This is a genomic window from Stenotrophomonas sp. SAU14A_NAIMI4_5 (assembly GCF_003086795.1).
In the GTDB taxonomy this organism is placed as follows: domain Bacteria; phylum Pseudomonadota; class Gammaproteobacteria; order Xanthomonadales; family Xanthomonadaceae; genus Stenotrophomonas.
Genome location: NZ_CP026003.1, coordinates 1,261,699 through 1,282,312 on the forward strand (window position 1 = coordinate 1,261,699; position 20,614 = coordinate 1,282,312).

Genomic DNA, 20,614 nt, shown 5'->3' on the forward strand with positions numbered 1-20,614 from the left:
TCAGGCCGCGCGGGCACGCGCCTGCAGGCGCAGGCGCTGGAAGTAGACGTCCTCGAGATCGGGGGCCACGGCGCGGAAGCCATCGCCGGGATCGCTGGCACTGTGGATGTGGATGACCGGGCGGCCACCGACCAGACGCGTGGAGAGCACCACGTAGCGCGCCTCGTGGTCGGCCAGCTCGGACGGATCGACCTGCTTGCGCCAGACCTGGTTTGCCAGCGCTTCGATGGCATCGGTGGGGCGGCCGGTCAGCAGCACCTGGCCCTTGTTCATGATGGCCATGCTCGGGCACAGGTCGGTCACGTCCTCCACGATGTGGGTGGAGAGGATCACCGCCACGTTCTCGCCGATGGCGGCCAGCAAGTTGAGGAAGCGGTTGCGTTCCTCCGGGTCGAGGCCGGCGGTGGGTTCATCGACGATGACCAGGCGCGGGTCGCCGAGCAGGGCCTGGGCGATGCCGAAGCGCTGGCGCATGCCGCCGGAGTAGGTGCCCAGCTTGCGCTTGCGCGCGTCCCACAGGTTCACCTGCTGCAGCAGGCCGTCCACCACTTCGCGGCGCTGCGCGCGCTGGGTCAGGCCCTTGAGCACGGCGAGGTGTTCCAGCAGGTCGAGCGCGCTGACCTTGGGATAGACGCCGAAATCCTGCGGCAGGTAACCCAAGCGGCGGCGCACGGCGTCCTTGTCGCGCAGCACGTCGATCGGCGCCTCGCCGGGAATGCTCAGCACGGCAGTGCCGCTGTCGGCTTCCTGCAGCGTGGACAGGGTACGCATCAGCGAGGATTTGCCGGCACCGTTGGGGCCGAGCAGGCCGAACATGCCGCGCGGGATGTCCAGGGTGACCGCGTTCAACGCGTGGACGCCGTTGGCGTAGGTCTTGGACAGCGAGTCGATCTGCAGCATGCGGCGTACACCTCTTCCCTGTGTGTGAAGTGCCGTTTATCGCGCTGAATACGACGTCGGTCAATGCCGATGGTCATGGTTCCGGCAATTGGGGAGGGTCAGATGATGAAATTCCTCTCCTGCCTGGCTGCGCGGTCCGTCGATTCCCGTCGTTGCGCTGATCGGTCATCATCGGGCGCTATCCAGGGAGGGGGCAGGGTATGGGCGGGTATCTGTTGTTGAAGGACGATTTCGAGGCGCGCATCCGCCTGCTGGCCCATGAAGAAGGCGGCCGCCGCCACCCTGCGTACAACGGCATCCGCTGGGACTTCGCCTATGCCGATGCATCGGGCGAATTCGAGCTGTTCATGATCTTCCCGGAGTTCCTTGGCGAGGATGGCCAGCCGCTGCCCGAAGACATCGCGCTGCCGGTCGGCCCGTGGCTGCGGGCGAGGATGCGGATCGTGAACCGGGAACTGCGCCAGACCCTGCATCGCGATCGCATCGTCGAGGGTGTCCGCTTCCATTGTCATGAGGGCCCGCACGTATCCGCGGTAGGGGAAGTCACGCGGATTACCGGCCTGCACGAGACCCTGTAGAGCCGAGCCATGCTCGGCTGCCGTTGTTCGGCTCTACATCCGCTGCGACGACTCGCGCACCACCAGCTTCACCGGAATGCTCAGGCTCTCCACCGGCTGGCGGCCGATCAGCGCCAGCAGTTTCTCCACCAGCAGCTGGCCCGCCTGCTTGGTGTCCTGCTGCACGGTGGTCAGTGCCGGCGACACCGAGGCGGCAAGCGGAATATCGTCGAAGCCGGTCACGGCCACGTCCTGCGGCACGCGCAGGCCCGCCTCGCGCAGCGCACGCATCGCGCCGATGGCGATCAGGTCGCTGGCGGCGCAGATCGCATCGATGCGTTCACCGCGTGCCAGCAACGCCTGGCAGGCTTCCTGCCCGGAGGCCTCGGTGGTGATGGCATCGTGCTGCAGCGCCGGGTCGGCGGCGAGGCCGTGGGTGCGCAGCGCCTCGACGTGGCCGCGGTAGCGCTCCTCGAATTCCGGGTAATGGCTGGACGCATGGCCGAGGAAGGCGATGCGACGGCAGCCCTGCTGCAGCAGATGGGCGGTGATGTCATGCCCACCCTGGAAGTTGTCGCTGCCGATCGACACACCCGGCTGGCCGGGCAGGGCCGCGCCCCAGCGCACGAAATGCGTGCCCTGTTCGACCAGCCGCTGCAGGCGGTCGCGTGACTGGTGGTAGTCGCCGTAGCCGAGCAGGATGATGCCGTCGGCCTTGTTGCTGTCCTCGTAGTCGGCCTGCCAGTCGGTGGACAGCTGCTGGAAGGACACCAGCAGGTCCTGCCCATGTAGCGCGCAGGCGCGGGTGATCGAGCCCAGCATCGAGTGGAAGAAAGGGTTGATCAGCGAGTCATCATTGGTCGGGTCTTCGAAGAACAGCAGGGCCAGCGTGCCGGCATTGCGCAGGCGCAGGCTGGAGGCGTTCTTGTCGACCTTGTAGTTCAGCTCGCGGGCGATGCGCAGGATGCGCTCGCGGGTTTCGGCGTTGACCATCGGGCTGCCGCGCAGGGCACGCGACACCGTGGGCTGGGAAACCCCGGCCAGGTGGGCGATATCCAGGGACGTGGCTTTGCCTTTGATGGTCATGGAGGGAGCAGGCGGGAAGATTCACGGATGATGCCACGGGTGGCTGCTGCTGGCCCTGTGGATGTCTTGCCGGGGAGACGGATCGGACAGCGCTTGGCTGTGACGCGACCGGACCCGCCCGGTGCGGACAGGTCCAGACCATTCCTGCTGTCGGCTGGGTTGAACCGCCCCCAAGGCCTGACAGGACAAGGGCCCAGGGGGCAATCCGGCCGCCGCCGGGAGCTTCCCTGACCGGGCGAAAGGCGGTGGCGATGATAAGATGCGACATTCTTGAATTCCCCCAAATGCATCGGGGGCGGCCCCGGGCCACTGCCTCCTGCCAGGAGGACGTGCTATCACTGGTGGTCTGCCCCTGTACAACGGACGAACACACCTATGGCGCGTGGCATCAACAAAGTCATCCTGGTCGGCAACCTCGGCAACGACCCGGACGTGAAGTACACCCAGGGCGGCATGGCGATCACCCGCATCAGCCTGGCCACCACCAGCGTCCGCAAGGACAAGGACGGCAACCAGCAGGAACGCACCGAATGGCACCGCGTGGTGTTCTTCGGCAAGCTCGGCGAAATCGCCGGCGAATACCTGCGCAAGGGCAGCTCGGTCTACGTCGAAGGCAGCCTGCGCTACGACAAGTACACCGGCCAGGATGGCGTAGAGAAGTACTCCACCGACATCATCGCCGACGAAATGCAGATGCTGGGCGGCCGCGGTGAAGGCGGCGGCGGTGGCGGCGGTGGTGGCGGCGGTGGTGGCAACTTCGGCGGCGACCGTCCGCAGCGCCAGCAGGCCCCGCGCCAGGAGTACGGCGGCGGTGGCGGTGGCCAGCGTGGCGGCCAGGGCGGTGGTTACGGCAACCAGGGCGGTGGCAACCAGGGTGGCGGCTACGGCAACCAGGGCGGCAACCAGGGTGGCGGCTATGGCAACCAGGGCGGCAACCAGCGCCCGCAGCCGCAGCAGGCCCCGCCGATGGACGACTTCGCAGACGACGATATTCCGTTCTGATGCATGCCTGGCAACTGGCACAGACGTGAATCCAGAAGGAGCCCCATTCGTGGGGCTCTTTTTTTTGCGCGTCCAGTCAGGTGCGTTGTGCTCCGCAGCATCATTTTTCGTGCACCGCGTCTTGCAAAAAAAATAATTCCTCCCGTATGGTGCAATCGATTGCATTGCTGTGAATCCTCAGTGTTTGCACCGGTTGGGAGGCCGGGAAGTGGATGTCGATCCATTCCATCGAACCGGCGCCTGCGCCGGGGCTCACGCGGCGCGATGCGCTGCGCATGGCCGTCGCCGGCAGCCTGGGCCTGGCGGCTGCAGGCGTCCTGCCCTCTGTCGCATCTGCCGCTCCGCTCAAGGGTCGGCTGAAGCACTCCGTCGCCCGCTGGACCTTCCCGCAGTTGTCGGTCGCCCAGCTCTGCCAGACCGTGAAGGGCCTCGGCTTTGCCGCCATCGACCTGGTCGGCCCGGAGGACTGGCCCACCTTGAAGGCCCATGGCGTGGACAGCTCGATGTGCAACGGCGCCGAGCTGGGCCTGACCAAGGGTTTCGCCGGCCGCGAATTCCACGATGAGCTGGTGGCGCGCTACACCCAGCACATCGACCGGGTCGCTCATGCCGGCTATCGCAACCTCATCTGCTTCTCCGGCAACCGCAACGGCATGGACCCCATGCAGGGCATGGCCAACGCCGAGGCTGGGCTCAAGCGCATCCTCGGCCACGCCGAGAAACGCGGCGTCGTACTGGTGATGGAACTGCTGAACTCCCGGGTCGACCATCGCGACTATCTGTGCGACCACTCGGCCTGGGGCGTGGAGCTGTGCAAGCGGCTCGGCTCGGACAACTTCGGCCTGCTCTACGACATCTACCACATGCAGATCATGGAGGGCGACATCATCGCCACCATCGGTCGGGACCATGCGTATTTCAAGCATTACCACACCGCGGGCGTGCCTGGCCGGCACGAGATCGGTGACCAGCAGGAACTGAACTATCCGGCCATCTGTCGCGCGATCCGCGACACCGGTTTTGATGGGTATCTGGCGCAGGAGTTCATGCCTGCAGCGCCCGATCCCGTTGGCTCATTGCGCGAGGCGATCCGTCTCTGCGACGTCTGAAACGATATCCACCCAGGTGATAGACCCATGGCAGATAATCATTACGACGCCATCGTTGTTGGCTCGGGAATCAGTGGCGGTTGGGCGGCGAAGGAACTGACCGAAAAAGGTCTCAAGGTCCTGATGCTGGAACGCGGGCGCAACATCGAGCACGTGAAGGACTACGTCAATGCGATGAAGGAGCCGTGGGACTTCCCGCATCGCAACCGGCCGACACAGGCGATGAAGGCCGCGTTCCCGGTGCTGATGCGCGACTACGCGCTGGCCGAGAACCTGGAGGGCATGTGGGCCGACGAACAGGACTCGCCCTACATCGAGACCAAGCGTTTTGACTGGTTCCGCGGCTACCACGTCGGTGGCCGCTCGCTGATGTGGGGGCGTCAGAGCTACCGCTTCTCCGATCTGGATTTCGAAGCGAACCTCAAGGACGGCATTGCCACCGACTGGCCGATCCGCTATGCCGACATCGCGCCGTGGTACGACCACGTGGAGAAATTCGCTGGCATCGCCGGCACGCGCGAAGGGCTGGACGTGCTGCCTGATGGCGAGTTCCTGCCACCGATCCCGCTGAACATCGTCGAGAAGGACGTCGCCGCGCGGATCCAGAAAGCCTTTGGTGGCACGCGCCACATGATCCATTCGCGCACCGCCAACATCACCAAGCCGATGCCGGAGCAGGGCCGGGTCAACTGCCAGTACCGCAACAAGTGCATCCTCGGCTGTCCCTTCGGCGCCTATTTCTCGACCCAGGCAGCAACGCTGCCGGCGGCGATGAAGACCGGCAACCTGACGCTGCGACCGTTCTCCATCGTCAAGGAAGTGCTCTACGACAAGGACCGCAAGCGTGCGCGCGGCGTGGAGGTCATCGACGCCGAGACCGGGCAGACCTACGAGTACACGGCCAAGGTCATCTTCCTCAATGCGTCGTCGTTCAATTCGACCTGGCTGCTGATGAATTCGGCCACCGATGTCTGGGAAGGCGGGCTGGGCTCGTCGTCTGGCGAGCTCGGGCACAACGTGATGGATCATCACTTCGGCGCGGGCGCATCGGGCCGCGTCGAAGGTTACGACGACAAGTACTACTTCGGCCGTCGTCCCTGCGGCTTCTATATTCCACGCTTCCGCAACGTGGCGGCGGACAAGCGTGGCTACCTGCGCGGCTTCGGCTACCAGGGCGGTGCCAGTCGCAACGGCTGGTCGCGCGAGATCGCCGAGCTGAACATCGGTGCCGACCTGAAGGAGGCGCTGAGCCTGCCGGGTGACTGGCGGATCGGCATGACCGGTTTCGGCGAGATGCTGCCGCACCATGGCAACACCATCCGCCTGGACCACGAACGCAAGGACAAGTGGGGGCTGCCGGTGCTGGCCATGGACGTGGCCATGCGCGAGAACGAGAAGGCGATGCGCAAGGACATGGCCGCCGATGCCGCCGAGATGCTGGAAGCCGCTGGCGTCAAGGATGTGGAGATGCACGACAACGACTATGCGCCGGGCAAGGGCATCCACGAAATGGGCACCGCGCGCATGGGCCGTGATCGGAAGACCTCGGTGCTGAATCAGCACAACCAGGTCTGGGATGCGCCCAACGTCTATGTCACCGACGGTGCGTGCATGACCTCCAGTGCTTGTGTGAATCCGTCGCTGACCTACATGGCGCTGACCGCACGGGCCGCCGACCATGCCGTGCGCGAACTGAAAGCGGGGAACCTGTAATGGATCGTCGTGAACTGTTGAAGATGATCTTTGCCGCCACCGGGGCGGCGATGATCGGCCTGCCGGCGCTGGCCAGCGCCAAGCTGCCGGCCGCGCCGCCAGGCGCTGGCTTCTCCGAGGCCGAGATCGCCACGCTTGATGAGATTGCCGAGACCATCCTGCCGCGCACCCGCACCCCCGGCGCGAAGGATGCGGCCACGGGCGCCTTCATGGCGCGGTTCGTGACCGACTGCTACACCGCCCGGCAGCAGGCGACGTTCCGTGCCGGCCTGGCCGACATTGACAAACGCGCCGGCGGAAGCTTCGTGGCCCTTGCGCCTGAGGCGCGCAGCACGCTGCTGCGCACACTGGATGCGGAAGCCCGCAAGCGTGCGGTCGAGGTGAGCGAGACCGGCACCGGGGAAACCGCGAAGGCGATGCCGCATCCGTTCACCATGATCAAGCAATTGGCCATCTTCGGCTTCTTCACCTCGAAACAGGGCGCGACCGAAGTGCTGAAGTACGTCGCCGTGCCCGGACGCTACGACGGCGACATGGCCTACGCGCCAGGTACGCCGGCCTGGGCCACCAGCTGATGGAGTACGACAGGATGATCAGACCTTTCTTGATGGCTGCGGGCGTGCTGGCGGCGGTGCCGGTGTTTGCGCAGGCCGGTGCGGAGCGTGATCCGGCGAAGACCGAGGTGTGGGCGCCGGTGGCGGAAGTCGCCACGCCGGTCGGCGCTGCTCCATCGGACGCGATCGTGCTGTTCGATGGCAAGGACGTGTCCGCCTGGGAGGCGGAGCAGGGCGGGCGCGTGCCGTGGACGGTGGCCGACGGCGCGATAACCGTGGTGCCGGGCAGCAAGGGCATCCGCACCCGGCAGCGTTTCTGCGACATGCAGCTGCACGTGGAGTGGCGTACGCCGACCGATACCAAGGGCTTCGACGGCCAGAACCGCGGCAACAGCGGCATCTTCCTGCAGGAGCTGTATGAGCTGCAGGTGCTCGACAGCCACGGCAACCCGACCTACGCCAATGGCCAGGCTGGCTCGATCTACAAGCAGGCCATGCCGCTGGTGAATGCCGCGCGTGCGCCTGGCCAGTGGCAGGCCTACGACATCATCTGGAAGGCGCCGCGGTTCTCCGCCGGCGGCGGGCTGACCTCACCGGCGCGCATCACCGTGCTGCACAACGGCGTGCTGGTGCAGGACGACACCGTGCTGGCGGGCCGGACCGAGTACATCGGCGCGCCGTCGTACTCGCCACATGGCTGCGCGCCGCTGTATCTGCAGGAGCACGCCTCCAAGGTCAGTTACCGCAACATCTGGGTGCGCGAGCTGTAACGCTCGCGCCTACTTCGCCAGGAAGCTGGCGAGGTCATCGATCTCCTGCGCGGACAGCTGGGAGAAGGGCGGCATCAGTCCGCCGCCCTTGCTGATCTTTTCCTTGATCTGCGCCGGCGGCAGGCGCTTGCCGATGTCGGTGAGCGCGGGGAACGCGCCGGGCATGCCGGCACGATCCGCGCCGTGGCAGGCCACGCAGTTCGTCGCGTACAGCTTGGCACCGGCAGCAGGATCTTCCTTGGACCATGCCGGCAGCGCATGGCTTGCCGCGCACAGGGTCAGGGCCAGGGTCAGGACAGTTTTCAAACGAAGCTCCTTGGCTGGCTAGCGCGAAGCGCGGGCGGGCAGGCTGACGGTCAGGTGTTCACGCAGGTAGTCGGCGCCGGTCTGGATCACCTTGGCCGGATCACGCGGCTGGTCGTGCTCGACGATGTACCACTTCACGCCGGCACTGGCGGCAGCCGGCAGGACCGCGTTCCAGTCGAGCACGCCCTGGCCGACGGCGGCGAATCCGCCTTCGTCTTCGGCCTGGCCCTTGGGCGCGTTGTCCTTGGCATGCACCGCGAACAGGCGGCCGCGGAACTTGCCCAGCATCACCACCGGGTCGTGGCCGGAGCGGGCCACCCAGGCCAGGTCCAGCTCGGTCTGCAGGTTCGGGCCGGCGGCTTCGAAAAGCAGCTCAAGGCCGGTGCGGCCATCGAAGTCGACCAGCTCGAAGTCATGGTTGTGGTAGGCCAGGCGCATGCCCTTGGCGCGCACCCGTTCGGAGATGCCGCCCAGTTCCTTGCCCAGCGCGGCCCAGCCGGCGGCATCTTTTGGCCGGTCTTTGCTGTCCAGGTAGGGCACCACCAGCGTGGTGTTGCCGATGGCACGGTTGAAGGCCACCACCTTGTCGAGATCATTGCGCAGGTCGGCCAGTGCGGTGTGCGAGGAAATCGCCTTGATGCCGTACTTGTCGAGCAGCTGCTTCAGCTCTGCCGCGCTGACGTCCTGCGTGCCGACCGTTTCCACTGCATGCACGCCTGCGTCGTGGACGATCTTCAGCTGCTGGTCGAGCGTGCCGGCGTTGCGCAGCGTGTACATCTGCACCGCAATGGGCTTTCCAGCGCCGCCGGTTTCCGCGGCGAAGGCCGGCAGGGCGGCGAGCAGCAGCAGTGCGGCGGTGGCGATCCTGCGTGTTGGAGCCTTCATCCGTACATCCTCCGGGGATTCATTCGAGGGTGGCCCAGGCGCGCGACCTGGCCGATGCGATGACGCGGTCGACGATCCGCGCCGAGCGCAGGCCGTCTTCGAAGGTGGGCAGGCCCTGCGGTGTCTCGCCGTCGATGGCGCGATAGGTGTCGGCGACGAACGCCTCGAAGCACTGTGCGTAGCCCTGCGCATGGCCTGGCGGCAATGTCGACAGACGACGCTGTTCGGTGCTGCCGGCGCCGGGGCCACGCACGAAGGTTTCTTCGCGCTGGTCGGGACGGCCGATCCACAGCCGCTCGGGATCTTCCTGGTTGAACGCCACGCTCGCCTTGGCGCCATCGATCTCGAACCAGAGACGGTTGTGCCGCCCCGCCGAGACCTGGCTGACGGTCAGCGATGCCAATGTGCCTGCGCCGGTGCGGAACATCGCCATGGCCACGTCCTCGCTGGACACTGCCTGCGTCGCGCCGCCTGCCGTGGGTGTGCTGAAACTCTGCGCGCCCCCGGCGCTGCGCTCGGCGATCACCGTGGCGAAGGCCGCGCTGACTTCGGTGAAGCGCTCGCCGCTGACCCATTCCACCAGGTCGCACCAGTGCGAGCCGATGTCGGCGAACACGCGCGAGGTGCCGCCCAGCACCGGGTCGACGCGCCAGTTGTTGCTGGCCGGGTCCAGCAGCCAATCCTGCAGGTAGCTGCCGTGGATGAGGTGCAGGGGCCCGAGGTCGCCGGCCGCGATGCGTGCGCGGGCCTCGCGGACCACCGGGTGGTAGCGGTAGACGAAGGGCACCGTGGCGACCAGGCCGCGTGCTGCGGCCAGCGACGCCAGCGCCTGCGCATCGTCGAGGGTCGTGGCCAGCGGCTTCTCGCAGATCACGTGCTTGCCCGCTTCCAGCGCGGCCTGCGCCATCGGCCGGTGCAGGTGGTTGGGCGTGCACACATGCACCACCTGTACCTGCGGATCGGCGACGACCTCGTCGATATCGCGGTAAGCGCGCGGCACATTCCATGCCTGCGCCACGTCCTGCGCACGCTGCGGTGAAGACGCGGCCACGCCGCGTACGTCGGCACCGGCGAGCAGGGCGGCACGGCGGTGCACCGCGGCGATCATCCCCGTGCCGACAATGGCGATTCCCAGCTTTGGCATCGGCGTTGTTCTCAGCGTGTAGTGGCTGCGGCCGCGGCGGTGGGGCGGTCGCGGAACAGCAGCAGGAAGGCGATCAGTACGACCAGTGCAACGCCGGCCGGGAACAGCCAGATCTGCTGCCAGTCCGGTCCTGCGGCCGTGGTGTAGTGCTCCACCACCGCGCCGGACAGGAAGGTGCCGATCAGCATGCCCACGCCGTAGGTGGCCAGGGTGATGAAGCCCTGCGCGCTGCTGCGTGCATCAGGACCCGCGTGTGCATCGGTATAGATCTGTCCGGTGACGAAGAAGAAGTCGTAGCAGATGCCGTGCAGCACGATGCCGATCACCAGCAGCGAGAAGCCGCCGCCGGCATCACCGAAGGCGAACAGCGCATAGCGCACCACCCACGCCGCCATGCCCACCGCCAGCATGGTCTTCACTCCCAGCCGCACGAACAGGAACGGCATCGCCAGCATCAGCAGCACTTCGGACACCTGGCCCAGCGACTGCAGGCCGGCCGCGCCGCGCACGCCCAGGTCGTTGAGGTACGGGTTGGTGAAGTTGTAGTAGAACGACAGCGGGATGCAGATGGCGATGGAGGCCAGGAAGAACACCAGGTAGGCGCGCGACTTCAGCAGGCGCAGCGAGTCCAGGCCGAGGATCTGCCCCAGCCCGGCGTCGCGCTGCTTGGCCAGCGGCGGCGTGTGCGGCAGGGTGAAGGCATACAGGCCCAGCAGCAGCGAGGCCACCGCTGCCATCCGGAAGGTGAGTTCAAGGCGGTGCGCCTGTTCCCAGCCCAGCCAGCCGATCAGTACGCCGGCGATGATCCAGCCGATGCTGCCGGCCACCCGTACCAGCGGGAACTGTTTCTCGGGCGACTGCATGTGCCGCATCGCCACGCTGTTGGCCAGCGCCAGCGTCGGCATGAACAGCAGCATGTAGCCCATCACACAGGCAGAGAACATGCTGAAGCTGGTCGCGGTGGAGGCCAGCCACATCAGCACCGCGCCGGCCAGGTGCAGTACCGCCAGGATGCGCTGTGCGGCGAAGTAGCGGTCCGCGATCAGGCCGACCAGGAAGGGAGCGACGATCGCGCCGATGGACTGGCTGAGGAAGGCCGTGGCCACCTGGCTGGCGCTGGCCTGCAGCGGGCCCTGCACCAGATAGGTGCCGAGGGTGACGAACCACGCCCCCCAGATGAAGAACTGCAGAAACATCATCGCGCCCAAGCGCGACATGGCGTGCGTCATGGCTTGCCCTCCCGGGGCGGTGTCAGCTCAGATTCCCAGCATGCGGTGCAGTGATGCGGCGTCGGTGCCGCTGTCGGCGAAGTCGTCGAAGGCGCGCTCGGTGACCCGGATGATGTGGTCGCGGATGAAGGCGGCGCCCTCCCGTGCGCCGTCCTCGGGGTGCTTCAGGCAGCACTCCCATTCCAGTACCGCCCAGCCGGGGAAGTCGTACTGCGCGAACTTCGAGAAGATGCCCTTGAAGTCGACCTGGCCATCACCGAGCGAACGGAAGCGGCCCGGGCGATCGATCCAGTCCTGGTAGCCGCCATAGACGCCGCTGCGGGCGCTTGCGTGGTACTCCGCGTCCTTGACGTGGAAGATGCCGATGCGCGGGTGGTAGCGGTCGATGAAGCCGAGGTAGTCCATCTGCTGCAGCAGCAGGTGGCTGGGGTCGTAGAGGATCTTCGCGCGCGGATGGTGGTCGACCACCTCGAGGAAGCGCTCGAACGTCGCGCCGTCGTGCAGGTCTTCGCCCGGATGGATCTCGAAGCACAGGTCCACGCCGCAGTCGTCGAACGCATCGAGGATCGGGCGCCAGCGGCGGCCCAGTTCGGCGAAGGCTTCTTCCACCAGGCCCGGCGGGCGCTGCGGCCAGGGGTACATGTAGGGCCAGGCCAGTGCGCCGGAGAAGGTGGCGTGTGCAGTCAGCCCCAGGCGTTGGCTGGCCTTGGCGCCCAGCATCAGCTGGTCCACCGCCCAGGCCTGGCGGGCGGCAGGATTACCGTGCGTGGCTGCCGGTGCGAAACCGTCAAACAGGCTGTCATAGGCGGGGTGCACCGCGACCAGCTGCCCCTGCAGGTGGGTCGACAGTTCGGTGATCTGCACGCCGTACCCGGCCAGCATGCCGGCGACGTCATCGCAGTAGGTCTGGCTGCGTGCCGCCTCGGCCAGATCGAACAGCTGGGGCGCGGTGGTGGGCACTTGTACGCCAGAATAGCCCAGCCCCGCGGCCCATCCGGCCAGGGTGTCCAGCCGATCAAAAGGAGCCTTGTCGCCGATGAACTGCGCCAGGAAAAGCGCCGGACCCTTGAGCGTCCTCACGTTGATTCGCCCTCGATGCAATCGATTGCATTACCCTAGCATGGGCTTTCCGCAGATCCGTTGTGCAGTGCACAGCGGCAACAGGAGCTAGGACCATGGCAACCATCTACGACATCGCAAAGCACGTAGGCGTCTCCGCAGGGACGGTGTCGCGGGCGTTGTCGCGGCCGGAAAAAGTGCTGCCGGCCACCCGCGCGCGCATCGAACAGGCGGCCGCCACGCTGGGCTATGTGCCCAACACGGTGGCCCGCACGCTTAAGACCCAGCGCAGCGGCAAGATCCTGGTGACCGTGCCGGACATCGCCAACCCGTTCTTCGCGCAGATCCTGCAGGGCGCCGAAGAGGCGGCGCAGGCGGTCGGCTACGCGGTGCTGCTGGGCGATACCCAGCACCAGCCCGACCGCGAGGAACGCTACGCGCAGATGCTCAGGCGCAACGAAGCCGACGGCCTGATCGTGCTGGGGCACCGGCTGCCGCCGACCGCGCGCGAGATCGTGCAGGCGCTGGGCGCCGCCGCGCCGGTGGTCAACGGCTGCGAGTTCGATCCCGCGCTGGGCATTCCCAGCGTGCACATCGATAACGCCGCCGCCGCGCGCGCGGTGATGGAGCACCTGTATGCCCTTGGCCATGAGCGCATCGCCGTGGTCGGCGGGCCGCCGGACAATCCGCTGCACCAGCAGCGCCTGGAGGGCGTGCGCAGCGCCGGCAAGGCGCGCGGCCGACTGCGCAACCTGAGCGTCGTACCCGGTGATTTCTCGCTGGAATCCGGCCATGCCGCGGCGAAGGCGCTGCTCGCGTTTCCGCTCGCGCCGACCGCGGTGTTCTGTTTCAGCGACCAGATGGCGCTGGGTGCGCTGGCTGCCTGCCGCGACCTGGGCATCCGCGTGCCGGACCAGCTGTCCATCGTCGGCTTCGATGATCTGGCCTCGTCCAGCTTCCTGACGCCGCCGCTGACCACCATCCGCCAACCGATGCGGGAAATCGGTGCGCGTGCGGTCAACCTGCTGCTGGCCATCATCGAACGCGTTGATGTGCCGCTGCAGCAGACGCTGGATTTCAGCCTGATGCTGCGGGGCTCGACGGCCGCGCCTGCCGCCGGCTGAGCGGCAGGCGCCGGGCAGGGCGCGGTGTTACTTCAGATGGGCCTTGGCGCAGGCCAGCACGTGGTTGTAGTCGCTGGACATGCACTGGTAGAAATCGCGCTTGGCGTCCGTCGCGCCTTCGCAGTCGGCATCGGTGATCTGCGGCAGCAGGCCGCGCATCGGCGTGGCCATGGCCTCGAACTTCGCGGCATCCATGTAGCCGCCGGCCACGTTCTTCGCGCCCACTTCCAGCATGGTTTCCAGCCCGTAGCGCGCGTTTTCGACGGCCTTGGGGCAGGACAGCTCGACATCGATGCGCTGCACTTCCAGCAGCGAGGCGGCGATGGCCTCGGCATCGGCCTTGACCTGCGGCGGCAGCGGCGTCGTGTCGGCATCGCCGCCCGCGGCCAGCGTCGGCAGCGGGCACAGCATCAACAGCAGGGCGGCGGGCAGCAGGCGGGGCATCGGGCATCCATGCGGGCAGGTGGGGCGCCAGTGTGCGCTGGCGTGGGCGCGGCCGCCAGAGGGCTGAACGGAACGCCGCGCACTGCCCCGGAACCGCCATGGCAATCCACTACCATGGGCCACCCCAGTGGATGTGCTGCCATGACCGACGTGATCCTTGCCCCGCCCAGGCCACCTGCCGCGCGCATCGCCGCCTGGCTGTTGATGCTGCTGGGCATGTGGCTGGCCCTGAAGCTGGGCCTGGTGGTCACCCTGTTGTCGGGCCTGCTGGTGTTCCAGCTGACCCACGTGCTGGCCAACACCGTGGAAGGCAAGCTGCCGCCGGGACGGGCGCGCGCGATTGCGGTCATCGTGCTTTCGGCGGTCATCATCGGTGCGCTGGTGCTGGCCGGTATCGGCGTGGCCTCGTTCTTCCGCAACGAGACCGGCGGCCCCGACGTGCTGTTGGCGCGGCTGATGGACATCCTCAATACCTCGCGGCACCAGGTGCCCGCACTGCTGCAGCCGTACATTCCCGAAGACCTGACGCGGCTGCGCGAGGCGGTGAACGAATGGGCCGCCGAGCACCAGCGGCAGCTGGGCGTGGCCGGTACGTCGGTGGTGCAGGTGGGCGTGCGCGTGCTGATCGGCATGGTGCTGGGCGCGATGATCGCCCTGTACGACGAGTTGCCGCTGCCGAAGATGGGGCCGCTGGCGCAGGAGCTGATCGGGCGCACCACGCGCCTGGCCGTGGCCTTCCGCCAGGTGGTGTTCGCCCAGGTGAAGATCTCGCTGCTCAATACGGTGTTCACCGCGGTGTTCCTGCTGGGCGTGCTGCCGCTGTTCGGCGTCCACCTGCCGCTGTCGAAGACGCTGGTGCTGATCACCTTCCTCGCTGGCCTGCTGCCGGTGGTGGGCAACATCATCTCCAACACCATCATCACCATCGTGGCGCTGTCGGTGTCGTTCTACGTGGCGGTGGCGGCGCTGCTGTACCTGATCGTCATCCACAAGCTGGAGTACTTCCTCAACGCGCGCATCGTCGGCGGCGAGATCCAGGCGCGGGCCTGGGAGCTGCTGCTGGCGATGCTGGTGATGGAAGCGGCATTCGGCCTGGCCGGGTTGGTGGCCGCCCCGGTGTTCTACGCCTACCTGAAGCGCGAACTGGTTGACCAGGGCTGGATCTGATCCTGGCCTGGTCGCCCCGCATCGGTAGCGCCGGGCCATGCCCGGTGCAGGCGTGAAGGCGGCGCCACCACCACTGCACGCGCCAGTCACCGCACGCGGGGGAGGCTGGGCTCCCCTTCCATCCGGACCCAGCGCATGACCACGCTCACTCTGCCCGAACTGGCGAAGAAGATGGCCGGCATCGATTTCGCGATGCTGCAGACCCACGCAGCCGGCGAGATCGACGGCCGGCCGATGAGCAACAACGGCGACGTGGACTACGACGGAGACAGCTGGTTCTTCGCCCTGCAGAGCACCGACATGGTGCAGCAGATCGAGGCCGATCCGAAGGTCGCGCTGGGCTTCACCGGCAGCAAGTCACTGCTGGGCAAGCCGCCGCTGTTCGTACATGTCATGGGCCGGGCCGCCATCATCCGCGAACGCGGCGTGCTGGCCCAGCACTGGGTTGAAGAATTGGAGCGCTGGTTCGAGCAGGGCGTGGATACGCCGGGGCTGGTGCTGATCCACGTGCATGCACAGCGCATCCAGTACTGGGATGGTGAGGACCACGGCGAACTGACGGTCTGACGCCTGGCGGCTCAGGCCCCTTCGAACACAGCCTCATCCACCCAGTCGGCCAGCTCCGGCGCCAGCGCATGTTCCACCGCCCGCCGCAGCAGCGCCGGGGCGATGTAGTGGCGGTGCACGGCATCGATCATCGCCATGTACAGGCGGCCGAAGCGGCTGTGGGTCTGCACGCGCGAGCCCAGGCTGATCTGCACGCTGCCGTCGTCGCCGAGCTGCACGCGAACGCTGCTGCGGAAGCGCAGGTGGCGGTCGTCGGCACCGAGCAGCACTTCGGCACTGCGGTCCTGCCCGTCGACGCGTGCGTCCAGCACTGGAAAACGGCCGGCGAACAGGCGGCTGCGGTCGGTGGACAGCAGCGACGACACCGGACAGCCCAGCGGCGAGGTCCGCAGGCGCAACGGTGCGACCAAGCGATTGCGCAGCGCCATCAGCCGTCCCACGCCGCCCGGCGGATTGCGCAGGAAACCGTCCAGCACCTCGGCCAGCAGCGCGGAGGCCGAGCGCTGCGTGCACTGCCCGCTGCGCAGGGGCAGCACGGTCAGGTCCTGGTAGTGGCTGCAGGGCAGCGCAGCGGCCAGAAGGCCCTGCGCGTCGGGACGACCACTGTGCACCGGGTAGTGCGGCGTGCTGCGTTCGACGAACCCGCGCAACGGCCGCAGGTTGATCCGCCGCAGCGGGCCCAGCAGTGAACGGGTCTGCGCACACAGCCGCGCGCACAGGCTGGGCGGCGCGGCCTGCAGTGACAGCTGCAGCAGGGGCGCGGTGGCCAGCATGGCCGCACTCGGCCAATGCGGCTCCGGCAGCACTTCGGTCAGGCTGGGGATGTCGGCACTGTTGGCCTGCACCTGCGCGCGGGTGCTCTCGCTCATGGCCCCGGCCAGTTCATTGCTGTGGCACGACAGCGCGAACAGGGCAGGGTGGGCGGCGTGGTTGGAGGCGAACTGGTGCCAGGTGCCACCGCCGAAGCGCACGGTGAACAGGCAGTCCGGTCGAATGCGGATGCGCCGCAGGCTGCGCAGGAAGGCGGCCGGGTCGGTGGCCAGCTGCGCATCGGCGGCGGTGGCGAAGCGCAGCTCCGCACCGGCGCTGCCGGCGATGGCGGTGAACATGCGCGGGCCGGCATGGCGATGGAACGGATGGCCGCCGCCGGCGACCACGAAGCTGTACAACGAGGACGCATCGCCGTGCTGCAGGTGCATCCCGCCCAGCCGCGCGGAGGGTTCATCCAGCGCATCGATGAAGGCCGGATGGTGGCGCTGGCGTTCGCCGGCATCCTTCACCAGCGCGTCGCCGGCACCGATGCCCAGCTGGGCGATGAGGGTGACTTCGATGGGGCCGGCGCCGTCCTGTGCGGGCAGCTGGACACCTGGAAACGAACGGCTGTTGCGGGTCGAACCAGGCATCGTCGTGCTCCTTGTCAGCGGGCAGGGGACTTGCGGCGTGCGCGGGCTTCGCGCTTGAGCGGGCCACCGACCGGACACACTTCGGCGGCCCAGGAGAACAGCGTGTTGGCCAGGCGCTCGGGCACCTGGCGGAAATACACGAACTGGCCGCGCTTCTCGCGCTCGATCAGGCCGGCTTCTTCGAGGATGCGCAGGTGGCTGGACAGCGCCGGCTTGCTGAAGTCGAAGCGCTCGGCCAGCTCGCCCGCGCTCAGTTCACCGGCGCTGAGGTAGGCCAGGATCTGCCGGCGGGCACCGGAGGCGAGGGCTTCGAAGATGCGGTCCATGGGTCGTTAATTAACTAATTCGTTAATTGATGATCCCGCGTGCATGGGGCCGTGTCAAGCGGGCGCGCCCGTTGCGCAGCAGCCCCTGCCTTTGCCATCCTCCCCGCTGATTTCGATCCGTTGGAGCTGTGATGCGTGCTGCGCCCTGGTTGATGGCTGGCCTGCTGCTGCCCGTGCTGGCGGTGGCGCAGCCGTCGCGCGCGCCGAAAGCTGCCGTCGCACAGGATTCCTTCAGCGAACTGTTCGACACCGCGTGCATGCAGCACATCGGCGCCCCGGCACGGCTGCAGGCGCTGATGGAGGCCAATGGGCTGACCCCGCTGCAACCGGCCGAGGCGGCCACCCTGTTGCAGGGGCAGCCGGGCGTGGCGTGGCTGGTGCCATTGGCCAGCGGGCGTTATGCGGTGAGCTGGGCCGACGACGGCACCTGCAGCGTGTATGCGGAGAAGGCCGAACCGGCGGTGGTGCAGAAGGGCTTCGCGCGGTTGATGCAGGCGGCGCCGAAACCGCTGCAGGTGCGTTCGCTGCCCGGCCGCGGGCCGCTGCCGGCCGACCAGGTGGCCATCCAGTACGGCTGGGCCACGCCGGGCGAAACCAAGCTGCGCGTGCGTTTCCGCCTGGTCACCCGGCAGGCCGCCGAAGCTGGCGTGCAGGCGATGGCGTCGGCCAGCCCGGGTGAAGCCATGCTCGAACAGGCGACCACGCCGCCGGGCGACACGGCACCCCCGCGCTAGCGCCGGGCCCGGGACCCACGATTCATCCAACGCATCTGGATGTGGTATATCGTTTATCGATAAATCCATCCCGGGCGGCGAGGCTGCCCCATACCGGAGGCTGCTTGACCGCTCGTCCCGCCCGCGCCGAACCCGCGCGAGGCTTGTTCACCCTGGCCCAGACCGCCGTGCAGGCCGTACGGGCAATGTGCTGGCTGGGCATCCTGGCCGCGCTGCTGGCCGTGCCTCTGGTGGCCTACGACCGGCGCTGGCTGCTGGACAGCGTGCACGACGCGCACGCCGCGGCCGTCCACGGCAGCGATCTGTTCCTGCATTTCTGCATCGGCCTGGGCAGCATCGTGGCCCTGCTGGTGCTGTGCCTGGTGTTCCTGCGGCACCTGGCGCGCCTGCTGCGCTCGGCCGCCGGCGCGCGCCCGTTCACCCATGCCAATGCGCAGCGCCTGCAGCGCATGGCGTGGCTGATGCTGGCGATGGAAGTGCTGTCGATCATCATCGGCGTGTACGCGTCCTGGATGGGCCCGGACTTCGCCTGGATGGAAGTCGGCGGCGGCATGTCCATCACTGGCCTGATCGCCGTGCTGATGCTGTTCGTGCTGGCGCGCGTGTTCGCCGCTGGTGCGGCCATGCGTGATGACCTCGATGGTGTCATCTGATGGCGATCGTCATCACGCTCGACCGCATGCTGCAGGAACGGGGCATGACCCTGTCCGAGCTTGCCGGGCGCATCGACATCACCCTGGCCAATCTGTCCATCCTCAAGACCGGCAAGGCACGCGCCATCCGCTTCTCGACGCTGGATGCGATCTGCCGCGAGCTGCAGTGCACGCCGGGCGACCTGCTCGGGCACGACCCGCTGCAGGCGCAGGACGACGACTGAAACACCCCTCTCTCCCTTACCTCATGAAGAAACGGAACCGAAATGGAATGGTTGGCTGACCCCTCGATCTGGATGGGCCTTGCGACCCTGATCGTGCTTGAGATCGTGCTTGGCATCGACAACCTGGTGTTCATCGCGATCCTGGCCGACAAGCTGCCACCGCACCAGCGTGACCGCGCGCGGGTGATCGGCCTGAGCCTGGCCCTGCTGATGCGCCTGGTGCTGCTGGCCGCGCTGGCCTGGATCATGAAACTGACCGAGCCGCTGCTGACGCTGTTCGATCACAGCTTCTCCGGGCGCGACCTGATCCTGCTGGGCGGCGGCCTGTTCCTGCTGTTCAAGGGCACCATGGAACTGCACGAGCGTCTGGAAGGCCGCCAGCACGAGGACAACGGCAAGAAGGTCTATGCCAGCTTCGCGATGGTGGTGGCGCAGATCGTGGTGCTCGACGCGGTGTTCTCGCTGGACTCGGTGATCACTGCCGTCGGCATGGTCGACAACCTGGGCGTGATGTACGCCGCGGTGACCATCGCCATGGTGCTGATGCTGCTGGCCAGCAAGCCGCTGACCCGCTTCGTCAACAAGCATCCCACCGTGGTCGTGCTGTGCCTGGGCTTCCTGTTGATGATCGGCTTCAGCCTGGTGGCCGAAGGCCTGGGCTACAAGATTCCGAAGGGATATCTGTACGCGGCCATCGCGTTCTCGATCCTGGTGGAAGCCTTCAACCAGTGGGTGCGCTTCAACCGCGAACGCAACGAGCGCCGCCAGCCGTTCCGCCAGCGCACCGCCGATGCAGTGCTGCGCATGCTGGGTGCACGCCCGGCCAACGGCCACGATGACGCCGGCGAAGAGGAGCACGGTGACGCGGAGGAGCGCCTGCAGCCGGCCGAGCACGAGATGATCCGCAGCGTGCTGGGCCTGGCCGACCGGCCGGTGTCGAGCGTGATGACGGTGCGTGCCGACGTGCAGTGGATCGACCTGGCGCGTGGCCAGGACGATGTGGTGGCGCGCCTGGTGGCGTCGCCGCACACGCGCCTGCTGGTGGGCGAGGGCGACCTGGACAGCCTGCGCGGCGTGGTGCAGAGCCGCGACCTGCTGGCCGACCTGCTGCAGGGCCGGCCGCTGCAGCTGGAGGGCAACCTGCGCGAGCCGCAGTACGTGCTGTCCAGCGCCAGCGCACTGCAGGCGCTGGAACTGATCCGCCAGCACCCGGTGCCGCTGGCGGTGGCCGTGGACGAGTACGGCAGCGTGGAAGGCCTGGTGACCGCCAACGACCTGCTGGCGGCGATCGCCGGCGACTTGGCCGATACCCAGGACGAACGCTACGGCGTGGTGGCGCAGGGCGAGGACCAGTGGGAAGCCGATGGCGCGCTGACTCTGGACGACCTGCAGCGCCTGGCGGGTGTGTCGCTGCCGCGCAGCAGCGACTACATGACCATTTCCGGCCTGGTGCTGGACCAGCTGGGGCGCCTGCCGGATGAAGGCGATGCCGTGGATGTGGCCGACGTGCGCATCACCGTGCTGGCGATGGAGAAGCGCCGCATCGCGCGTCTGCGCGTGCAAAGGCTGGCGCCGTAACGCGCGCCTGCCTCTTGTAGAGCCGAGCCCACGCTCGGCTGTTTTTCCCGCAGCCGAGCCTGGGCTCGGCTCTACAGTTG

General features: G+C 67.5%; 24 protein-coding genes. 13 read left to right on the forward strand and 11 right to left on the reverse strand.

The genetic code is table 11. The features are described 5' to 3' along the window. Entirely contained in the window at nt 1–900 is a 900-nt protein-coding gene (locus C1925_RS06045; protein ID WP_108768102.1) for an ABC transporter ATP-binding protein, read from the reverse strand. Nucleotides 901–1,100: 200 nt separating this feature from the next. Here C1925_RS06045 and C1925_RS06050 point away from each other — a divergent pair, with 200 nt between their 5' ends. Next, a complete protein-coding gene (locus C1925_RS06050; RefSeq protein ID WP_108768103.1) occupies nt 1,101–1,478 on the forward strand; it encodes a hypothetical protein in 378 nt (125 codons plus the stop codon). Between the two features lie 33 nt (nt 1,479–1,511). Here the strand turns inward: C1925_RS06050 and C1925_RS06055 are convergent, their stop codons facing one another. After that, entirely contained in the window at nt 1,512–2,543 is a 1,032-nt protein-coding gene (locus tag C1925_RS06055; RefSeq protein WP_108768104.1) for a LacI family DNA-binding transcriptional regulator, read from the reverse strand. A 375-nt stretch (nt 2,544–2,918) separates the two neighbouring features. Between C1925_RS06055 and ssb the strand changes: the two genes are divergently transcribed. Then, nucleotides 2,919–3,545, forward strand: a complete 627-nt coding sequence (gene ssb, locus C1925_RS06060; protein WP_108768105.1) for a single-stranded DNA-binding protein — start codon at nt 2,919–2,921, stop codon at nt 3,543–3,545. Nucleotides 3,546–3,645: 100 nt separating this feature from the next. Here ssb and C1925_RS21100 read toward each other — a convergent pair whose 3' ends face one another. Next, a complete protein-coding gene (locus C1925_RS21100) occupies nt 3,646–3,822 on the reverse strand; it encodes a hypothetical protein (protein ID WP_174213468.1) in 177 nt (58 codons plus the stop codon). Here C1925_RS21100 and C1925_RS06065 point away from each other — a divergent pair. The 4 genes from C1925_RS06065 to C1925_RS06080 are packed head-to-tail and all read left to right on the forward strand — an operon-like array spanning nt 3,758 to nt 7,691. Continuing rightward, nucleotides 3,758–4,654 carry a TIM barrel protein gene (locus C1925_RS06065; protein ID WP_108768106.1) on the forward strand — a complete coding sequence of 299 codons (897 nt, stop codon included), beginning with the start codon at nt 3,758–3,760 and terminating at the stop codon, nt 4,652–4,654. The genes C1925_RS21100 and C1925_RS06065 overlap by 65 nt on opposite strands. 27 nt (nt 4,655–4,681) lie before the next feature. Continuing rightward, nucleotides 4,682–6,367: a GMC family oxidoreductase gene (locus tag C1925_RS06070; RefSeq protein ID WP_108768107.1), complete on the forward strand. Its 1,686-nt coding sequence runs from the start codon at nt 4,682–4,684 to the stop codon at nt 6,365–6,367. Next, complete coding sequence (locus C1925_RS06075; RefSeq protein ID WP_108768108.1) at nt 6,367–6,942, forward strand: gluconate 2-dehydrogenase subunit 3 family protein; 576 nt, start codon at nt 6,367–6,369, stop codon at nt 6,940–6,942. Before C1925_RS06070 ends, C1925_RS06075 begins: the two co-directional genes overlap by 1 nt. After that, the gene (locus C1925_RS06080; protein ID WP_174213490.1) at nt 6,942–7,691 is read left to right on the forward strand and encodes a DUF1080 domain-containing protein; all 750 of its coding nucleotides are present in this window, start codon (nt 6,942–6,944) and stop codon (nt 7,689–7,691) included. Before C1925_RS06075 ends, C1925_RS06080 begins: the two co-directional genes overlap by 1 nt. A gap of 9 nt (nt 7,692–7,700) precedes the next feature. On the opposite strand, the gene C1925_RS06085 is transcribed toward C1925_RS06080, so the two are convergent. From C1925_RS06085 to C1925_RS06105, 5 genes are read right to left on the reverse strand one after another with little or no spacing between them, the layout of a single operon-like run. Further along, entirely contained in the window at nt 7,701–7,997 is a 297-nt protein-coding gene (locus tag C1925_RS06085) for a cytochrome c (protein WP_174213491.1), read from the reverse strand. 18 nt (nt 7,998–8,015) lie between these two features. Beyond that, nucleotides 8,016–8,882 (reverse strand): sugar phosphate isomerase/epimerase, encoded by an 867-nt coding sequence (locus C1925_RS06090; protein ID WP_108768110.1) that lies wholly within the window; start codon nt 8,880–8,882, stop codon nt 8,016–8,018. A gap of 19 nt (nt 8,883–8,901) precedes the next feature. Beyond that, complete coding sequence (locus tag C1925_RS06095) at nt 8,902–10,026, reverse strand: Gfo/Idh/MocA family oxidoreductase (RefSeq protein WP_108768111.1); 1,125 nt, start codon at nt 10,024–10,026, stop codon at nt 8,902–8,904. 11 nt (nt 10,027–10,037) lie between these two features. Further along, on the reverse strand, nt 10,038–11,255 hold the full coding sequence (locus C1925_RS06100; protein ID WP_108768112.1) for a nucleoside permease: 1,218 nt from the start codon (nt 11,253–11,255) through the stop codon (nt 10,038–10,040). 27 nt (nt 11,256–11,282) lie between these two features. Next, nucleotides 11,283–12,335, reverse strand: a complete 1,053-nt coding sequence (locus C1925_RS06105; protein WP_108768113.1) for a sugar phosphate isomerase/epimerase family protein — start codon at nt 12,333–12,335, stop codon at nt 11,283–11,285. A 95-nt stretch (nt 12,336–12,430) separates the two neighbouring features. Between C1925_RS06105 and C1925_RS06110 the strand changes: the two genes are divergently transcribed. Then, nucleotides 12,431–13,438, forward strand: a complete 1,008-nt coding sequence (locus C1925_RS06110) for a LacI family DNA-binding transcriptional regulator (RefSeq protein ID WP_108768114.1) — start codon at nt 12,431–12,433, stop codon at nt 13,436–13,438. 27 nt (nt 13,439–13,465) lie between these two features. On the opposite strand, the gene C1925_RS06115 is transcribed toward C1925_RS06110, so the two are convergent. Continuing rightward, the gene (locus C1925_RS06115; protein WP_108768115.1) at nt 13,466–13,882 is read right to left on the reverse strand and encodes a hypothetical protein; all 417 of its coding nucleotides are present in this window, start codon (nt 13,880–13,882) and stop codon (nt 13,466–13,468) included. Nucleotides 13,883–14,023: 141 nt separating this feature from the next. Between C1925_RS06115 and C1925_RS06120 the strand changes: the two genes are divergently transcribed. Continuing rightward, on the forward strand, nt 14,024–15,049 hold the full coding sequence (locus C1925_RS06120; protein WP_108768116.1) for an AI-2E family transporter: 1,026 nt from the start codon (nt 14,024–14,026) through the stop codon (nt 15,047–15,049). Nucleotides 15,050–15,184: 135 nt separating this feature from the next. Then, complete coding sequence (locus C1925_RS06125; RefSeq protein WP_108768117.1) at nt 15,185–15,616, forward strand: pyridoxamine 5'-phosphate oxidase family protein; 432 nt, start codon at nt 15,185–15,187, stop codon at nt 15,614–15,616. Between the two features lie 11 nt (nt 15,617–15,627). Here C1925_RS06125 and C1925_RS06130 read toward each other — a convergent pair whose 3' ends face one another. Both C1925_RS06130 and C1925_RS06135 read right to left on the reverse strand, forming a co-directional pair. Next, the gene (locus tag C1925_RS06130) at nt 15,628–17,019 is read right to left on the reverse strand and encodes a DUF2867 domain-containing protein (protein ID WP_108768118.1); all 1,392 of its coding nucleotides are present in this window, start codon (nt 17,017–17,019) and stop codon (nt 15,628–15,630) included. 14 nt (nt 17,020–17,033) lie between these two features. After that, on the reverse strand, nt 17,034–17,345 hold the full coding sequence (locus C1925_RS06135) for a metalloregulator ArsR/SmtB family transcription factor (protein WP_079221004.1): 312 nt from the start codon (nt 17,343–17,345) through the stop codon (nt 17,034–17,036). A gap of 131 nt (nt 17,346–17,476) precedes the next feature. On the opposite strand from C1925_RS06135, the gene C1925_RS06140 reads away from it, so the two are divergent. From C1925_RS06140 to C1925_RS06155, 4 genes are all read left to right on the forward strand, one after another. Continuing rightward, complete coding sequence (locus tag C1925_RS06140; RefSeq protein WP_108768119.1) at nt 17,477–18,079, forward strand: hypothetical protein; 603 nt, start codon at nt 17,477–17,479, stop codon at nt 18,077–18,079. 185 nt (nt 18,080–18,264) lie between these two features. Further along, the gene (locus C1925_RS06145; protein WP_108770634.1) at nt 18,265–18,732 is read left to right on the forward strand and encodes a DUF2975 domain-containing protein; all 468 of its coding nucleotides are present in this window, start codon (nt 18,265–18,267) and stop codon (nt 18,730–18,732) included. Then, complete coding sequence (locus C1925_RS06150) at nt 18,732–18,956, forward strand: helix-turn-helix transcriptional regulator (protein WP_108764376.1); 225 nt, start codon at nt 18,732–18,734, stop codon at nt 18,954–18,956. The genes C1925_RS06145 and C1925_RS06150 overlap by 1 nt, the downstream gene beginning before the upstream one ends. Nucleotides 18,957–18,998: 42 nt before the next feature. Next, the gene (locus tag C1925_RS06155) at nt 18,999–20,534 is read left to right on the forward strand and encodes a TerC family protein (RefSeq protein WP_108768120.1); all 1,536 of its coding nucleotides are present in this window, start codon (nt 18,999–19,001) and stop codon (nt 20,532–20,534) included. Nucleotides 20,535–20,614: the final 80 nt, after the last annotated feature.

Excerpts from the sequence above, each read along its gene's own strand:
- C1925_RS06155 (WP_108768120.1), top strand. The coding sequence starts at position 18,999 with ATGGAATGGTTGGCTGACCCCTCGATCTGGATGGGCCTTGCGACCCTG.
- C1925_RS06100 (WP_108768112.1), bottom strand. The coding sequence starts at position 11,255 with ATGACGCACGCCATGTCGCGCTTGGGCGCGATGATGTTTCTGCAGTTC.
- C1925_RS06065 (WP_108768106.1), top strand. The coding sequence starts at position 3,758 with ATGTCGATCCATTCCATCGAACCGGCGCCTGCGCCGGGGCTCACGCGG.
- C1925_RS06135 (WP_079221004.1), bottom strand. The coding sequence starts at position 17,345 with ATGGACCGCATCTTCGAAGCCCTCGCCTCCGGTGCCCGCCGGCAGATC.
- C1925_RS06090 (WP_108768110.1), bottom strand. The coding sequence starts at position 8,882 with ATGAAGGCTCCAACACGCAGGATCGCCACCGCCGCACTGCTGCTGCTC.
- C1925_RS06115 (WP_108768115.1), bottom strand. The coding sequence starts at position 13,882 with ATGCCCCGCCTGCTGCCCGCCGCCCTGCTGTTGATGCTGTGCCCGCTG.
- C1925_RS06150 (WP_108764376.1), top strand. The coding sequence starts at position 18,732 with ATGGCGATCGTCATCACGCTCGACCGCATGCTGCAGGAACGGGGCATG.
- C1925_RS06140 (WP_108768119.1), top strand. The coding sequence starts at position 17,477 with ATGCGTGCTGCGCCCTGGTTGATGGCTGGCCTGCTGCTGCCCGTGCTG.
- C1925_RS06145 (WP_108770634.1), top strand. The coding sequence starts at position 18,265 with ATGTGCTGGCTGGGCATCCTGGCCGCGCTGCTGGCCGTGCCTCTGGTG.
- C1925_RS06050 (WP_108768103.1), top strand. The coding sequence starts at position 1,101 with ATGGGCGGGTATCTGTTGTTGAAGGACGATTTCGAGGCGCGCATCCGC.
- ssb (WP_108768105.1), top strand. The coding sequence starts at position 2,919 with ATGGCGCGTGGCATCAACAAAGTCATCCTGGTCGGCAACCTCGGCAAC.
- C1925_RS06125 (WP_108768117.1), top strand. The coding sequence starts at position 15,185 with ATGACCACGCTCACTCTGCCCGAACTGGCGAAGAAGATGGCCGGCATC.
- C1925_RS06070 (WP_108768107.1), top strand. The coding sequence starts at position 4,682 with ATGGCAGATAATCATTACGACGCCATCGTTGTTGGCTCGGGAATCAGT.
- C1925_RS06120 (WP_108768116.1), top strand. The coding sequence starts at position 14,024 with ATGACCGACGTGATCCTTGCCCCGCCCAGGCCACCTGCCGCGCGCATC.
- C1925_RS06075 (WP_108768108.1), top strand. The coding sequence starts at position 6,367 with ATGGATCGTCGTGAACTGTTGAAGATGATCTTTGCCGCCACCGGGGCG.
- C1925_RS06110 (WP_108768114.1), top strand. The coding sequence starts at position 12,431 with ATGGCAACCATCTACGACATCGCAAAGCACGTAGGCGTCTCCGCAGGG.
- C1925_RS06095 (WP_108768111.1), bottom strand. The coding sequence starts at position 10,026 with ATGCCAAAGCTGGGAATCGCCATTGTCGGCACGGGGATGATCGCCGCG.
- C1925_RS06055 (WP_108768104.1), bottom strand. The coding sequence starts at position 2,543 with ATGACCATCAAAGGCAAAGCCACGTCCCTGGATATCGCCCACCTGGCC.
- C1925_RS06045 (WP_108768102.1), bottom strand. The coding sequence starts at position 900 with ATGCTGCAGATCGACTCGCTGTCCAAGACCTACGCCAACGGCGTCCAC.
- C1925_RS06130 (WP_108768118.1), bottom strand. The coding sequence starts at position 17,019 with ATGCCTGGTTCGACCCGCAACAGCCGTTCGTTTCCAGGTGTCCAGCTG.
- C1925_RS06080 (WP_174213490.1), top strand. The coding sequence starts at position 6,942 with ATGGAGTACGACAGGATGATCAGACCTTTCTTGATGGCTGCGGGCGTG.
- C1925_RS21100 (WP_174213468.1), bottom strand. The coding sequence starts at position 3,822 with ATGCGCAGCGCATCGCGCCGCGTGAGCCCCGGCGCAGGCGCCGGTTCG.